The 16,168-nt window shown below is 54.2% G+C and carries 13 protein-coding genes; all 13 read right to left on the bottom strand.

Annotation, left to right across the window (positions count from 1 at the left end):
* Nucleotides 1-34: 34 nt before the first annotated feature.
* Complete coding sequence (yfmH, locus tag CV944_RS00665) at nucleotides 35-1,324, bottom strand: EF-P 5-aminopentanol modification-associated protein YfmH (RefSeq protein ID WP_100658921.1); 1,290 nt, start codon at nucleotides 1,322-1,324, stop codon at nucleotides 35-37.
* A complete protein-coding gene (yfmF, locus tag CV944_RS00660; RefSeq protein ID WP_100658920.1) occupies nucleotides 1,305-2,603 on the bottom strand; it encodes an EF-P 5-aminopentanol modification-associated protein YfmF in 1,299 nt (432 codons plus the stop codon). The genes yfmH and yfmF overlap by 20 nt, the downstream gene beginning before the upstream one ends.
* 184 nt (nucleotides 2,604-2,787) lie before the next feature.
* Nucleotides 2,788-3,747 carry an ABC transporter permease gene (locus CV944_RS00655; RefSeq protein ID WP_033012197.1) on the bottom strand — a complete coding sequence of 320 codons (960 nt, stop codon included), beginning with the start codon at nucleotides 3,745-3,747 and terminating at the stop codon, nucleotides 2,788-2,790.
* On the bottom strand, nucleotides 3,748-4,794 hold the full coding sequence (locus CV944_RS00650; RefSeq protein WP_044741264.1) for an ABC transporter permease: 1,047 nt from the start codon (nucleotides 4,792-4,794) through the stop codon (nucleotides 3,748-3,750).
* A complete protein-coding gene (locus tag CV944_RS00645) occupies nucleotides 4,794-6,320 on the bottom strand; it encodes an ABC transporter ATP-binding protein (protein ID WP_033012198.1) in 1,527 nt (508 codons plus the stop codon). Before CV944_RS00645 ends, CV944_RS00650 begins: the two co-directional genes overlap by 1 nt.
* A 122-nt stretch (nucleotides 6,321-6,442) precedes the next feature.
* The gene (locus CV944_RS00640) at nucleotides 6,443-7,534 is read right to left on the bottom strand and encodes a BMP family lipoprotein (RefSeq protein ID WP_100658919.1); all 1,092 of its coding nucleotides are present in this window, start codon (nucleotides 7,532-7,534) and stop codon (nucleotides 6,443-6,445) included.
* A gap of 83 nt (nucleotides 7,535-7,617) precedes the next feature.
* Nucleotides 7,618-8,349 (bottom strand): GntR family transcriptional regulator, encoded by a 732-nt coding sequence (locus CV944_RS00635; RefSeq protein ID WP_033008051.1) that lies wholly within the window; start codon nucleotides 8,347-8,349, stop codon nucleotides 7,618-7,620.
* 320 nt (nucleotides 8,350-8,669) lie between these two features.
* Entirely contained in the window at nucleotides 8,670-10,994 is a 2,325-nt protein-coding gene (locus tag CV944_RS00630) for a DNA translocase FtsK (protein WP_050368522.1), read from the bottom strand.
* Between the two features lie 108 nt (nucleotides 10,995-11,102).
* Nucleotides 11,103-11,327, bottom strand: coding sequence for a YlzJ-like family protein (locus CV944_RS00620; protein WP_033008053.1), 225 nt, complete (start codon nucleotides 11,325-11,327; stop codon nucleotides 11,103-11,105).
* The gene (locus tag CV944_RS00615; protein WP_033008054.1) at nucleotides 11,324-12,061 is read right to left on the bottom strand and encodes a ClpP family protease; all 738 of its coding nucleotides are present in this window, start codon (nucleotides 12,059-12,061) and stop codon (nucleotides 11,324-11,326) included. Before CV944_RS00615 ends, CV944_RS00620 begins: the two co-directional genes overlap by 4 nt.
* A gap of 115 nt (nucleotides 12,062-12,176) precedes the next feature.
* Complete coding sequence (locus CV944_RS00610; RefSeq protein ID WP_033008057.1) at nucleotides 12,177-13,847, bottom strand: ribonuclease J; 1,671 nt, start codon at nucleotides 13,845-13,847, stop codon at nucleotides 12,177-12,179.
* Between the two features lie 178 nt (nucleotides 13,848-14,025).
* Entirely contained in the window at nucleotides 14,026-14,895 is an 870-nt protein-coding gene (gene dapA / locus CV944_RS00605) for a 4-hydroxy-tetrahydrodipicolinate synthase (RefSeq protein WP_033008058.1), read from the bottom strand.
* A 31-nt stretch (nucleotides 14,896-14,926) separates the two neighbouring features.
* A complete protein-coding gene (gene dapG, locus CV944_RS00600; RefSeq protein ID WP_050368519.1) occupies nucleotides 14,927-16,156 on the bottom strand; it encodes an aspartate kinase in 1,230 nt (409 codons plus the stop codon).
* Nucleotides 16,157-16,168: the final 12 nt, after the last annotated feature.

Below are 16,168 nucleotides of genomic sequence, written 5' to 3'. Positions count from 1 at the left end.
ATAGGGGCATTACCGTTCTTTCGGTCAGCCCCTGTCATTGCCCTTTTGGCACAACCTCGCAAACGGCGATTTGCGAATCGCGGAAACACGCATCGGCAATGGATGCAACGTCGTCAAGCGTCAACGATGACAACGCCGGCAAAATGTCAAACAAGCTCGCGCCGTAAAACGCGTAGCGCGTAAACTGGTTGGCGATATACTCCGGCGAGTTGAGCGCGCGCAAAAAAGCGCCGATTTTTTTCTTTTTCACCCGCTCAAATTCCTCCGTTTTCACTGCCTCAACTGAAAATGACAACAACACGTTTTTGACTTCCGCCGCAAGCCGCTCGGCATCCCTTGTATCGCCGCCGACAAGGGCAAAGCCGAATTCGCGCTCTTCCGTGTAATCATACATAAACGTGTCATCAATCAGCCCTTCGCGGTAGAGCCGCTCGTAATGGGGCGAGCTTTTGCCGAACAAATAGTCCAATGCAACATGGAAGGCAAGCTCATGGCGAAGTTTTGGTCCGCCGGTTTCCGGCACGGACGGCGCTTTGATGCCGACAAAGCATTTATTCGCCTGCACGTGCATGGGGATGACTTTTTTCGTTTCCGCAACTCCGCTCGGTTCTTCGTACGTAAACCGCTTTATTTCAGGAGCGGACGGGAACGATTTTTTCGCCTGATTGTCGCGGATTTGCTGCATGATTTTTTGTTCGTTGACCGGACCGACGACAAACAAAAGCATGTTGCTCGGGTGGTAGAACGTTTCGTAGCATTCGTACAACAGCTCTTTTGTAATTTGGGCGATCGATTCGACCGTGCCGGCGATGTCAATTTTGACCGGATGGTTGTGGTACATGCTTTCGATGGCGCCAAAATAAACGCGCCAGTCCGGGTTGTCGTCATACATGCGGATTTCCTGGCCGATAATGCCTTTTTCTTTTTCCACCGTCTTGTCGGAAAAATACGGCGTTTGCACAAAATCAATCAGCGTTTCCAAGTTTTTCTCGACGTTGTCGGTGCTGGAAAACAAATAGGCCGTGCGGGTGAACGTCGTAAAAGCGTTCGCCGAGGCGCCTTGTTTGCTGAACTGTTGAAACACGTCGCCGTCTTCTTTTTCAAACAGCTTATGTTCCAAAAAGTGGGCGATGCCGTCCGGGACGCGTTTCATCTCTGTTTGGCCGAGCGGGACAAACTGGTTGTCCACCGAACCGTAATTCGTCGTAAACACGGCGTACGTTTTGTTGAATCCCTTTTTCGGCAAAATGTACACGTCAAGACCGTTGTCCATTTTTTCGTAGAACAGCTCTTCTTGCAGCGTCTCATACACCCGTTTTTCCATCTTCCGTCCCCCCCTCCATTCCGGTCAAAAAGTATACCGTATCCAACTCCACCTTTTCAGCGACGCGCACGATGTCTTCGCGCCCGATTTCCTCCGTGCCGGCCAGCCATTCGTGAAGCGGACGCTTCCGCGCGGAGACGACGTTGTGGTACAGCACTTCGACAAGTCCGCGCGGCGTGTCGAGCGTCTCAAGCAGCTGATTGCGGATGACCGCTTTCGTCTGCGCGATTTCTTCATCCGTAAAATCGCCGTTTTTCATCGCCTGCATTTGCTCGTCGATAATGCGCCGCGCCTTCTCGTAATTGGCCGGCTCAATGCCGGACATGACCATCAAAATCCCTTTATGGCTCTCAAGCCTTGAGGCGGCGTAATAGGCAAGGCTCGCCTTCTCGCGGACGTTAATGAACAACTTCGAATGGGAAAAACCACCAAAAATGCCATTAAACATCTGCAAGGCGTAGTAATCGTCATCCTCGTATGTGACATTCGTTCGGTAGCCGATGTTCAATTTCCCTTGCTTGACGTCTTGCCGTTCGATCACTTCCTTCACTTCCCCACGCGCTTTTGCCTGAGCTTGGGGCGTACGCGCCGGCTCTGCGCGGTCGGGCAGCAAAAAGCGCTGACGGACGGTGTTGAGCACCTCTTCTTCGTCGACATCGCCGATGACATACAAGTCAAGCTCATCTTCAGCCAACGCCCGCTCATAATAGCGGTGCAGTCTTTCCGCTGTAATGGCGTCGACATCCTCGAGCTCGCCATTAGGCGAGAGCGCGTACGGTTCGCCTTTGCACATTTCTTCTACAAGGCGGATGTTCGCATAGCGCATTTTGTCATCATACACCGCCTGAATGCGTTGACGGAGTGCCCGCTTTTCCTGCTCGACAATGTCGGTGACAAACCGCCCGCCATCAAGAGCCGGGCGGAACAGAAGATCGGCCAAGAGCTGAAGCGCTTTCGAAAGCAACGGCGTTTGTTTAGGCAAAAACCGTTCATTGGCGACATCGATGCGAATCGTCATGATATGATGTTCGCCTTTTTTCGTTAAATCGACGTTCAGCGTCGCCCCGTACAGTTCATCCAAATAGGTGCGCAGCGCCTTGACGCTCGGATAGTCGGCCGTGCCGCTTTGCAAAACGTACGGAAGCAGCGCGCGCAGCGTCACCGTTTCCTTGGCGAGCGGCGCTTTCATTTTCCAAACGAGTGTATTCGTTTTGTACTTATCGGTCGGAATCGTATGGACGCGAACCGGCCCAACCGCCGTTATTTTTTCATCGACCAAGCCAACTCCTCCTTTTCTGTCGCAAAATGGGCGGCATGCTTATTGTGAGATGTCTTATCAACAATATACCTGTTGCCAAGCGACAAATGCAAACAAATCCGCCTAGTTCGTCCGATGCGCTTGGAAACATGGCCATCATGGGAATGAAAAACAGCTGTCCGGTTGCGCCGGACAGCTGCAAGTTCTACCGTTTCCCTTTGATATATGGCGTGCCGGCCGCTTTCGGCGCCTCCGCCCGCCCGATGAAGCCGGCGAGCGCCAAAATGGTGAGCACGTACGGGGCGATGAGCAAGTAAACCGTCGGAACGTTTTTCAAAAACGGAATGGTTTGCCCGACAATGCTTAAGCTTTGCGCCAGTCCGAAAAAGAGCGCCGCTCCCATCGCGCCGATCGGATGCCATTTGCCAAAAATCATGGCGGCGAGCGCCATAAATCCGTGCCCAGAAATCGTCGCATGGCTAAAATCGCGGGAAATGATCGTCGCGTATACCGCACCGCCCAAACCGCCGAGCGCGCCGCTGATCATGACGGCGATGTAGCGCATTTTGGCGACATGAATCCCCATCGTATCCGCCGCCATCGGATGTTCGCCGACCGCACGCAGCCGCAGGCCAAACGGCGTTTTATAAATCACATACCAAGAGACAAACGCCAACAAAATGGCGATGTACGACGTCACATACGCATTGGAGAACAACAGCGGGCCGATGACCGGGATGTCGCTCAACACCGGCACATCGATTTTGTCAAACCCGACTTGAATTTGGTCGGTCTGGCCTTTGCCGTACATTTTTTTGACTAAAAACAGCGACAGGCCAAGCGCCAAAAAGTTGATCGCCACCCCGCTGACGACTTGGTCGGCGCGAAAGGTAACCGACGCGACAGCGTGCAGCAGGGAAAATACAGCGCCGACCACCATGGCAGCCAATAAGGCAAGCCACGGCGTCCATTCGCCAAACCGATCGGCAAACGTCAAATTAAAGACGATGCCGACAAACGCGCCGATGGTCATCAATCCTTCAAGCCCGATGTTGACGACGCCGGACCGTTCGCTGAACACGCCGCCAAGCGCCGTGAAAATGAGGGGAGCCGCAAAGAAAATCGCTGTCGGGATAATCGTCTGCAACACGTCATACACGCTCACTTACTCCGCCCCCTTTTGCCAGCGAGATAACAGCCAGCGAATCATATAGCTCGATGCCACAAAGAAAATGATGAGCGCGATAATAATGTCAACGAGTTCGGTCGGCACGCCGGCGCTTGACGGCATTTCCAACGCCCCGACTTTTAAGGCGCCAAACAACAAGGCGGAGAGCAAAATGCCAAACGCGTTGTTGCCGCCGATCAGGGCGACGGCGATGCCGTCAAACCCGAGGCCGGTAAAGCCGGCTTTCGTCGAGATGTTTCCAAATGTGCCAAGCCCCTCCATCGCCCCGGCGACGCCGGCAAAAGCGCCGGAGATGACCATCGCTAAAATGATGTTGGCGCGCACGTTCATGCCGGCATACTGGGAGGCATGCTGGTTGAACCCGACCGCCCGCAGCTCAAACCCTTTCGTCGTCCGCTCAAGCAAAAACCACATGACAAATGCGGCGGCGACAGCGATGAAAATGCCGTAATGCATGGTGGAATGATACGTAATGGCATCAAAAAAGTCGGAGTGAAGCGATGCGCTTTCTTTCACCGGCTTTGATTTAAATCCCTCATCGGACAAAACGGAACGGATGATGGCGTTCGTTACATGCAAAGCAATATAGTTCATCATAATCGTAATAATGACTTCATGCACTTTTAAATACGCCTTTAGCACGCCCGGGATCAGCCCCCAAAGCGCTCCGGCGAGGGCGGCCGCCAAAATGGCGAGCGGCAAATGGATGATTTTCGGCAAGTCGAACGACACGCCGACCCAGACGGCCGCCAGCCAGCCGACGATCAGCTGCCCTTCGACCCCGATGTTAAACAAGCCGGTGCGAAAAGCAAACGCCACCGCCAACCCGGTTAAAATGTACGGCGTCGTCTGGCGGATCGTTTCGCCGATATAGTACGTATCGCCAAACGCCCCGTACACGAGAGCGTAAAACCCAGCGATCGGGTTGTAGCCGCTCACGAGCATGACGATGGATCCGGCAGCCATGCCGAGCAAGACGGCCAATACAGGAATCAACAATTGCTGGAGACGGTTTGACTTCATCACGACACACCTGCTTCCTTCCGTTTGCTTCCGGCCATCAGCAGCCCGAGCTCTTGTTCCGTCGTCTCTTTCGGATCGACGATGGCGACAATTTTCCCCTCATAAATAACGGCGATCCGGTCGCTGACGTTCATGACTTCATCGAGCTCAAATGAGACGAGCAGCACCGCTTTGCCGCGGTCGCGCTGTTCGATGAGCCGCTTATGGATAAACTCGATCGCGCCGACGTCAAGCCCCCTTGTCGGCTGGGCGGCGATCAACAAATCCGGGTCGCGGTCAACTTCGCGGCCGATGATCGCTTTTTGCTGGTTTCCGCCCGACAGCGCCCGCGCCTTCGTATATTCATCCGGCGTGCGCACGTCAAATTCGCGGATGAGCTGACGCGCTTTGTCGTAGATCGCTTTAAAGTTCAGCACGCCCCGCTTTGAATACGGCGGCTTGTAATACGTTTGCAGCACCATGTTTTCGCCGATCGGAAAATCGAGGACAAGCCCGTGCTTATGCCGGTCTTGCGGAATATGGCCGACGCCGGCTTCGATGATTTTGCGCGGCGGCAAGTTCGTAATATCGCGGCCGTTCAGCTTCACCGTGCCGGATTCCGCTTTCAGAAGGCCGGTAATCGCCTCGATCAGCTCGGTTTGCCCGTTGCCGTCGACCCCGGCGATGCCGACGATCTCCCCGGCGCGCACCGTCAAGTTCAAACCGTTGACCGCTTTGATCCCGCGCGCGTCCTTGACGACTAAGTCTTTAATTTCCAACACCGATTTTCCCGGTTCAGCCGGTTTCTTAGCGGTCGTAAACTGCACCTCGCGGCCGACCATGAGCGCCGCCAGCTCGTTCGGGTTCGTTTCCGCGACCTCAAGCGTCGCGATCCCTTTGCCGCGGCGGATGACGGTGACGCGGTCGCACACTTCCATAATTTCTTTTAGCTTATGGGTGATTAAAATGATCGATTTTCCTTCGCGGACGAGCGTGCGCATAATTTGGATGAGCTCGCGGATTTCCTGCGGCGTCAAAACCGCTGTCGGTTCGTCAAAAATCAAAATATCCGCACCGCGGTAGAGCGTTTTTAAAATTTCCACGCGCTGCTGCATGCCGACGGAAATGTCGGCAATTTTCGCTGTCGGATCGACCGCCAGCCCATACCGTTCCGACAGCTCGCGCACCTCCTGTTCGGCCCGCTTCATATCGATCGTTCCCGCCCGCGTCGGTTCGCTGCCTAAAATGATGTTTTCCGTCACCGTGAACGTATCGACGAGCATAAAGTGCTGATGCACCATGCCGATGCCAAGATCGTTGGCGACGTTCGGGTCGGTAATGCGCACCGGCTTTCCTTTGACGCGGATTTCGCCGCCGTCCGGCTGGTATAAACCGAACAGCACGTTCATGAGCGTCGATTTGCCGGCCCCGTTTTCGCCAAGCAGAGCGTGTATCTCCCCCTTTTTCACTTGCAGCGTAATGTTGTCATTGGCGACAAACGAGCCAAACACCTTGCGGATATTGAGCATTTCAATCACGTATTCCAAGCGATTCACTCCTTACTCAAGCAAGGTCAAAATCACAAAATGAAAGGCGACAGCGAAACAGCCGCCCTTCATGATTTTGAAGAAGGCTAGCGGCGCGCGCTAGCCTTCTTCGCCGTTGTTCGTCACTTGATCGTCGCAGCGAATTGCTCGTACTCTTTCCGATTCGTCGGCACTTTCACTTCGCCCTTGATAATTTTTTCTTTCCATTCGTCAACAGCTTTCAGCACATTTTCTGGAATGTTGTCTTGTGTCGGAGCGATGCCAACCCCATTTTCCGGCAACCCGTACTCAATCGTTTTGCCGCCCGGGAAGTCGCCGTCTTTCGCCCGTTTCGCCGTGTCATAGACAGCGACGTCGACGCGTTTCACCATCGAAGTGAGCGTTACGTTGTACGTTTTGCCGCCGACTTTCACTTTCCCTTCCGGTGCTTGGTCTTTATCAACGCCGATCACCCAAATTTCACGGTTCGGATCTTTTTTCTTCAAGTCTTTTGCCTCTGAGAAAACACCGTTTCCAGTCGCCCCGGCCGCATGGTAGATGATGTCGACGCCGGAAGCGTACATGCTCGAAGCGATCGCTTTCCCTTTATCCGCTTGGTTAAACGCCCCTGCGTATTGCACTTGAACGGTCGCCTTCGGGTTGACCGCTTTCACGCCGGCGCGGAATCCGCTTTCGAATTTTTCGATCAACGGAATTTCCATCCCACCGACAAAGCCGATTTTATTCGTTTTCGTCATCAAACCGGCAACAACGCCGACAAGGAACGAGCCTTCATGCTCCTTGAACGTGATGCTGGCGACGTTTGGCTCATCAACAACCGTGTCGACGATGGCGAAATGTTTTTTCGGGTTTTGCTTCGCGACTTCTTTCACCGCGTCGCCCATCAAATACCCGATGCCGAAAATCAAGTCAAAGTCGCTGCGCACGAGCTTGTTTAAGTTGGTTGGATAATCGGTGTCGCTCGTCGACTGCAAATAGTCGTACCCACCGCGTCCTTTTTCTAGCCCGTTGTCTTTGCCGAACTTTTGAATCCCTTCCCACGCGGACTGGTTAAACGATTTGTCATCAACGCCGCCGACGTCGGTGACCATGGCGACGCTAAACGTATCTTCCTTATTATTGCCTCCCGCGTTGCCGCCATCCTGGCCGCAGGCGCTAAGCAGCGTGCCGGCGGCAAACAGAACGGACAACGCCCATCCGAATCGTTTTTTCATCATCCATTCCCCCTAAGCTGAAAAGTTTGTTCCTAAATTAGTATGAAACTTCCGTTCACGTTCTATGTACCCCTTTCACCTCCTTAAAAACCAAACCGTTTCCGCATGACATGAAAGCTGAATTTGTCGGAACGGAAGTAGTTGGTCGAGTAAAAAATCGGCTCGTCGTTTTTGTCGAAATGCATTTGCTTGAGCACGAGCAGGGCGGTTTCCGGGTCGCATTGCAAAATCGGCGACACTTTCTCATGGTAGCCGAGCGGCTCGATGCGCGCAACTGCATAGGCGATGTCGCGGTGCGTTTGGTTGTGCAAGTTTTCAAACAACGATTCGTGTTCGTACGAAATGCCTTTTGGCAAATACTTGCACAAAATTTTATCGAGGCAATAGACGACCGGCTCCCCGTCGGCGGTGCGCACCCGCTCGATCAACAAAATCTCGTCGTCCGGGCGGCATTGAAAACGGCGCATATCGTCTTCTGTCGGCAGCTGGATGGAAGAAGACAAAAAAATCGTTCCCGGTTTTCGTCCGGCTTGGCGGATCATATCCGTGACGCTCGACAGCTGCTCGATGCCGGACGTAAACAGCGGCCGGGCGTTGACAAACGTTCCGACGCCATGGCGGCGGATGATGATGTTTTCCTCCTCCAGCACCCGCAGCGCTTCCCGCAGCGTCGCCCGGCTGACGCCAAGCTGTTTGGCAAGCTCAAACTCAGACGGCAGCTTTTGCTTTTCTTTGTACACGCCAGTTTCAATATCGTGTTTCAAACGGTCGATGACTTGCAAGTACAGATGGCGGTTGTCTGATTTGATTGACATGACAACGTCCTCCACATGATCTCCTGTAAGAGTCAGACCTCTGACATTAGACATATAACCTTTTTGAGACTACTATATCATTTTTTACTGGCCAAATAAATAGGGTTATCAAATTTTGTCGAAAAAAAAGATATGTTTATGGAAGCGCTTCCAATGTGACATACGATTGGCAGGCAGGTGGCATCGACCTGCCTGCTTAGCGATCAGGGCTTGCGATGCAGCGCAAAAGACTGTTGATTTCAGCCCATGTTCAATGGAAAAACCTTGTGACGCCAGCGCTTTTCTGACCAAATGCTCTGAGGCCCATTTTCCGCCGAGTGCTACGACGTCTTTTTCAAATCTTCTTTCGACCAAAGAACCGCGCGCGGTTTGCTCCCTTCGTACGGACCGACGACGCCTCGCTCCTCCATGGCGTCGATCAGCCGGGCGGCGCGGTTGTAGCCAATGCGGAAGCGGCGCTGCAGCATCGACACAGAAGCGCTTTGCATTTCCACAACAAGGCGGACGGCCTCTTCATACAAGTCGTCTTCGAAGGCCGATGCGTTCGCCTCCTCTTCCGGCACGATCATCTCCTCGTAATATTGGGCCTGCTGCTGGCCGATGACAAATTGGACGACGTCTTCCACTTCTTGATCGGACACAAATGCGCCTTGCACGCGCACCGGTTTGGACGCGCCCATGGGCAAAAACAGCATGTCGCCGCGGCCGAGAAGTTTTTCCGCCCCGCCCACATCGAGAATGGTGCGTGAGTCAATTTGCGATGAGACGCTGAACGCGATGCGTGACGGAATGTTGGCCTTAATGACGCCCGTGATAACGTCAACCGACGGGCGTTGAGTGGCGATGATCAAGTGAATGCCGGCCGCGCGCGCCATTTGCGCCAACCGAGTGATCGCCTCTTCCACATCTGACGAAGCGACCATCATCAAGTCAGCCAGTTCGTCAATGATGACGACGATATATGGCAAAAGCGGCTGCTGCTCCAGCGCGGCTTCGTTCTGCTGACGGATATGCTCGTTATACCCTTCAATGTTGCGCGTGCCGGTATGGGAAAACAGCTCGTAGCGCCGTTCCATTTCTTGGACGACTTTTTTCAGCGCTTGAGCCGCTTTTTTCGCATCGGTGACGACCGGCGTCAACAGATGCGGAATGCCATTGTAGACGCTTAGCTCGACCATTTTCGGGTCAATCATCATCAACTTCACTTCATGGGGCTTGGTGCGCATGAGCAGGCTGACGATAATGCCGTTGATGCAGACGCTTTTCCCGCTCCCGGTAGCGCCGGCGATCAACAAATGCGGCATTTTGTTCAACTCGGCGGCAACGACTTCCCCGGAAATGTCGCGCCCGAGCGGGATCAACAGCTTGGATTCGGACCTTGTGTGCTCGACCGCCTCCAGCACTTCGCGCAGCGAGACGGTGGCGATCTCCTCGTTCGGCACTTCGATGCCGATTGCGGACTTGCCGGGGATGGGCGCTTCAATGCGGATGTCTTTCGCCGCCAAGGCGAGCGCCAAGTCGTCGCTTAAGCTGACGATTTTGCTTACTTTCACCCCGACGTCCGGGTACACTTCATATTTTGTCACCGCCGGGCCAAGGTGCACCTGCGTCACTTTCGCCTTGACGCCAAAGCTTTGGAACGTTTTTTCCAGCTTGCGCGCATTGGCATAAATATTCGCATGGTCGGTCGATTGCCCAGCCGGCTTTGGCGGACGGAGAAGTTCAAGCGGCGGCAAATCGTAATTGGCATTTTCATGCTCGGAAAACGCCAACGGCGGGGATGCCCCCCCTTCGCTGTCGTCATCTTCCGCAGGCAGCTGTTTCTCTTCTTCCGGCTCGGCGGCCGCCCGGACGGCGGCAAAATCGGATATGATCGGCGGCGGCGAAAGCAATTCGTCGTCCGCCTCAGCAGCCCCGGCTTCTGCCGATTCCTCGGCCGGATAGGCGGCCGTCCGCCGTGAACGCCGGCCTCGTTCTACACTCGCTCGCCGTTTTCTCCCCGCGAGCCATTGTTTCACATCGGCGACGAACGCCAGCCATTCCTTCCGCACAAGCGCGGCCGCCCCAACAACTATCTGTCCGATCGTTTCGCGCAGCGATTTCCCGGTCAATACGACAAAGCCGACTACAAACAGCAGAAAACAAATCCATTTTGTCCCGAGCGAATCAAACAGCTGATAGCTGGCGGCAAACAACAGAGCGCCAGCCATTCCGCCGCCTAGGTCGGCATGGGACTCCTTTCCGCCCGCCTCGTTCCAAAACAGCGCCCACGTCGTCCGGATGACGCTCGGATCAAGCTCACCGCGCCGCGACATGAGCTCAAACAACTTTTCGTGACTTAGCAGCAAAAGCGCCGCTGTGATGACTGACACGCCGACAAACGGACGGCTCGCCCATGACGGCCACGATCGTTTCCAAATGAGGATGAGCGATAAAATGAACACTCCCCCTATTAACAGCATGTACCATTCGCCGAAAAAAAAGCGGCCGACAAGCACGAATGTTTCCCCGACAAGCCCGAGGCGAGCCATCGCCACAACGGCAACAGCCAGCAGCCCGAGACCGATCAATTCAAAGCGAATCGTCTCCGTCCATGACTGTTTCTTTGGCGGTTTTCCTTTTTTTTGTCGCTTTCGTTTCGCCATGATCGCTCACTCCAGCATGAATGAATTGGCAAGCCGGAAAAAAGCAGCCAACAATGGCTGCTTTTTTCCGTTTGTCTATTATTATATCATGAACAACTTGACAATTCATTACGATGTTGCGACAGAAACCGGAAACCGCACCCCTGGCGCATACTTAGCGTTTAAAAAATGATAGGGGTTGGTGCTTAAGTTTTGCACGATTTCATATTCGCCCGTATCGGTCATTTGGACGAGCAACGGGATGCCTTCGTAATGCACTAGCTTTTGCTTTTCATACGCGGCCGCATCGACCGGGAACACCAAATGTTCCGGCATGATCGTGTACAAAATCATTGGATCATCTTCCCTTCGCCGCCTTTTTTCGCTTCGATCAGCTGGCGCAGCTTCGCCATGGCCTGTGAGACGCCGCCCACTTCATCGATCAAGCCGTACCGGACCGCATCGGGACCGACGACGTTCGTGCCGATGTCGCGCGTCAAATTGCCTTTGGAAAACATGAGCTCTTTAAACTTCTCCTCGCTAATGTTGGAATGCTTCGTTACGAAGCGGACGACGCGTTCCTGCATTTTATCCAAATACTCAAACGTCTGCGGGACGCCAATGACAAGCCCCGTCAAACGGATCGGATGAATCGTCATCGTCGCCGTCTCAGTGATGAACGAATAGTTGCACGAAACGGCGATCGGCACGCCGATCGAATGGCCGCCGCCAAGCACGATGGAAACGGTCGGTTTTGACAGCGAAGCGAGCATTTCCGCAATCGCAAGCCCGGCCTCCACATCACCGCCGACCGTATTTAAAATGACGAGCAGCCCTTCGATTTTCGGATTTTGCTCAATGGCGACGATTTGCGGGATCACATGTTCGTATTTTGTCGCCTTGTTTTGCGGCGGCAGCTGAATATGACCTTCAATTTGGCCGACAATCGTCAGACAATGAATGTTCGTATCCGGTTCCATTTGCGGGACGTTCGTCTGCCCAAGCTGGGTGATGGCAGCAGTGGCCTCTTCCGTTTTCGTTTCCGGTTTTTCTTCCGTCTCTTCCTGAAGGTAACGCTCCTTGTCCATCGATTCCTTCTCCTTTCTATCGGTCATACGTTTAGTATGGCCGAAAAGAAAAAGAAAAATGCCGGCAACGGTTCACCGTTTCCAGCATTTCCCTTGGACTTTGAGCATGATTGCGTTATACCTCCATAATAATCGGCAAAATCATCGGCTTTCGCTTCGTTTTCTCAAACAAAAACTGGCTTAGCGCCTCGCGAATGTTCGCCTTTAACGATGACCATTCCAGCATGTATGATTCCAGACAGCGCTTAATGATCTCCGCCACCATTTGCTCAGCCTCTTCCAACAGCGTCTCCGCCTCGCGCATATAAACGAATCCGCGCGAGATGATTTCCGGTCCAGCAGCAATCGTTTTCGCTTCTTTGTTTAGTGTCACCACGGCGATCAAAATGCCGTCCTGCGACAACAAACGCCTGTCGCGCAACACAATGTTGCCGACGTCGCCGATGCCGAGGCCATCGATTAAAATGTTGCCGTACGGCACTTTACCGCCAGGGCGGGCGGCTCCGCCGCGAAATTCGACCACTTCACCTTTGTCAAGCAAAAACGTCCGCTCTTCCGAGATGCCGACCGCCTTCGCCAACCGGGCGTGCGCCTTTTGCATTCGGTACTCCCCATGCACCGGGATGAAATATTTCGGCTTCATCAAATTAAGCATGAGCTTAAGCTCTTCTTGGCAGCCGTGCCCGGACACGTGCACTTGCCGATCGCGGTAAATGACGTTCGCCCCAGCCCGGTATAGGGCGTCGATCGTTTTCGAAAACCCAAGCTCATACCCCGGCATGACAGAAGCAGCGACGATGACGGTGTCTCCTTCTTTAATGTTCACCTGCTTGTTCGCCTGCCGCGCCATGCGCCAAAGCGCGCTCATCGGCTCGCCATGACCCCCGGTCGTCAAAATGACAAGTTCATCATCCCCATAGCGGTCCAAGTCGTAGGCAGAAATCGTCACCTTGTCCGGCAGATGCAAATAACCGAGGCGGACGGCGATGTCCATAATTTTATGCAGCGTTTTGCCGATCACCGCCACCTTGCGCCCGTACTGCTTGGCGGCGTAAAGCACTTGTTGGATGCGCGTAATGTTCGAGGCATAGCAGGCGACAAACACGCGCCCTTTCGCGTGGCCGATCACATCTGCAATCTCATGGGCGACGGCTGTATCAGAGCCGCTGTAGCCCGGACGCTCGGCATTCGTGCTGTCCGACAAAAGACAAAGCACCCCTTGTTCGCCGATTTGCGCCATTTTCCCCAAGTCGGCGCGATTATTGCCATACGGCGTCTGGTCAAATTTAAAATCGCTCGTGTACACGATCGCCCCTTGCGATGTATGCAGGCTGATGCCGATGGAATCGGGGATGCTGTGGATCGTGCGGAAAAACGTCACTTTTGCTTTGTCAAACAGCAGTTCAGCGTCAGGATGAATTTCATTCAGTTTGGCGTTTGCAATGCCTTGCTCTTTTAAAATCGCTTCCGCCAACCCGAGCGTCAGCTTCGTCCCGTAGACTGGCACAGACAGCTGCTTGAGCACGTAGGCGATCGCTCCCATATGCTCCTCATGCCCGTGAGTGAGAAAAATCGCCTGAATGCGGTGCTGCCGTTCAATTAAGTAGGCAATGTCCGGGATGACTTTGTCAATGCCAAACATCTCATCTTCCGGGAACATCACCCCGGCATCGAGGACGAAAATGTCCTCATCCAATTCGACGACATACATGTTTTTGCCGATTTCCCCGACTCCCCCAAGGGCAAAAATGCGTATTTTCTCTACTGGCTTTATTTTGGATTTCAAGGCTGCGTCCTCCCAATTGTGATGCTAACCCGCTCAAAGTCACTTGCCTTTATTATAACGAATTGACGCCAAAAAACACAAGATGGTTCATGAACGAGCCGGCGCATTTCACCGTCTCGACAAAAAAGCCCCAACGTCCGAACCGACGCTGGGGTCATTTGCTGCACGGATATGGCCATCAAGCATCAAGCAGACGGCTGAGCTCGTTTCGCTCCTGCTCGGTGAGCGGAACGAGCGGAAGGCGCACCGAGCCGACATCCAAGCCGCGCAACTGCAGGGCGGTTTTCACCGGCACCGGGCTCGGCGCAGCGAACAGCCCTTTCATGAGCGGAAGCCATTTCCGGTGCAACGCGGCGGCGGCTTGATGGTCGCCGGCCTGGAACGCACGAATCATTTGTTGCATTTCGTTGCCGATGATGTGCGATGCAACAGAAACCACGCCGGCGCCGCCGATCGCCAACACCGGCAGCGTCAAGCTGTCATCGCCGCTATACAGCTGAAAATCGTCCGGCGTGCGTTCAATGATTTCCGCCATCGCTTCTAAATTGCCGCCGGCTTCTTTGACCGCGACAATATTCGGAATCGCTGCCAGCCGAATGACGGTCTCAGGAGCGAGGTTGACCGACGTGCGCCCCGGCACGTTGTACAACATGACCGGCAGCGGCGTGCTCTCAGCGATCGCTTTAAAATGCTGATACAGCCCTTCTTGATTCGGTTTGTTGTAATATGGCGCCACAAGCATGACAGCGTCGACGCCTGCTTCTTCCGCCCGTTTCGTCAGCTCGATCGAGGCGCGCGTATTGTTCGTTCCCGTCCCAGCAATAACCGGCACGCGGCCATTGACGACGGAAACGACATGGCGGAACAGTGCGACTTTCTCTTCCGTCGTCAACGTCGGCGATTCGCCGGTCGTGCCTGCGACAACAAGCGCATCCGTGCCGTTATCAAGCAAATAGTTGACGAGTTCTGTCGTTTTCGCTAAATCTAAGTTTCCTTTTCGGTCAAAGGGGGTGACCATCGCAGTGACGACATTCCCGAACTGAACCACGGTTTTCACTCCTCATTTTCAAATCGGTTGATCATTCGTCCTGTTCGGCCTCGGACAAGCAAAAGGCGTCGTGCAAGGCATTGACGGCCTTTTCCATATCGTCTTGTTTGACTAATACCCAAATGGTCGTATGGCTGTCTGCCGATTGCAAAATTTGGATGCCTTGCTCCGATAGAGCGGTGACGATTTTGGCCGTTACTCCCGGCACACCGGCAATGCCGGCGCCAACGACCGACACTTTGGCGCAGCGGGGCGTCACAACCGGATCATAGCCAATGCGGCGCAAAGCGGCTATCGCTTTTTCCGTCATATCTCCGCTCACCGTATAGACGACGCCGTACGGTGAAATGTTGATAAAGTCGACGCTGATTCCTTCGTGAGCCATCGCCTGAAATACATCCGACTGCAGTTCATAATGCCCTTCTTTTGCCAACACTTTCATTTGCGTCACATTGGCGACGTACGTAATGCCCGTGACGAGACGCTCTTTCACATCGCTTCCTCTTTGACCGCGCACCGATGACGCAACGAGCGTCCCTGGCCCATCGGAATACGTTGAACGGATGCGCAGCGGTACTTTCGCCTGCATGGCGATTTCCACCGCGCGCGGATGGATCACTTTCGCCCCTTGGTACGCCATATTGCAAATTTCCGTATAGGTGACAACTTCCAACGGCCGAGCATTTTCGACAATACGCGGGTCGGCCGTCATCACGCCATCGACATCGGTAAAAATGTCAACCCACTCGGCGTTTAGCGCCGCGCCGAGCGCCGCGGCCGATGTATCGCTCCCGCCGCGCCCGAGCGTTGTGATGTCTCCGTTTTCCGCCATGCCTTGAAAGCCGGCGACGACGACGACGTCGTATTCCCGAAGCGCTTCAAGCAACCGTTCGCAGCGCATTTCAACAATTTTGGCGTTCGTATGATCACTGGTCGTGCGAAATCCGGCTTGCGCGCCGGTAAACGCCGTCGCCTTGATGCCGTGTTCGTTCAGCAAGTTGCTGAACACGACGCTCGAAATGATTTCCCCGCACGCCATAAGCATATCTTGCTCGCGCTTCGTCACATGGTGACGGGCTCCGCCGATCAAGCCAAGAAGCGTGTCGGTCGCATACGGATCGCCTTGGCGGCCCATCGCTGATACAACGGCGACGACTTTGTACCCATCTTCAAGCGCGTTTTCAATATGGCGGCGCGCCAAGTTTCGCCCGCGTTCGTCGCGGACGGACGTGCCGCCGAACTTTTGAACAATGATTTTCATGATAACACCCCG

Origin of the sequence: Geobacillus sp. WSUCF-018B, from assembly GCF_002809985.1 — a bacterium.
Taxonomy (GTDB): Bacteria; Bacillota; Bacilli; order Bacillales; family Anoxybacillaceae; genus Geobacillus; species Geobacillus thermophilus.
The sequence above is the reverse complement of the archived record's forward strand: the minus strand, read 5'-3'. Positions and strand labels throughout refer to the sequence as shown.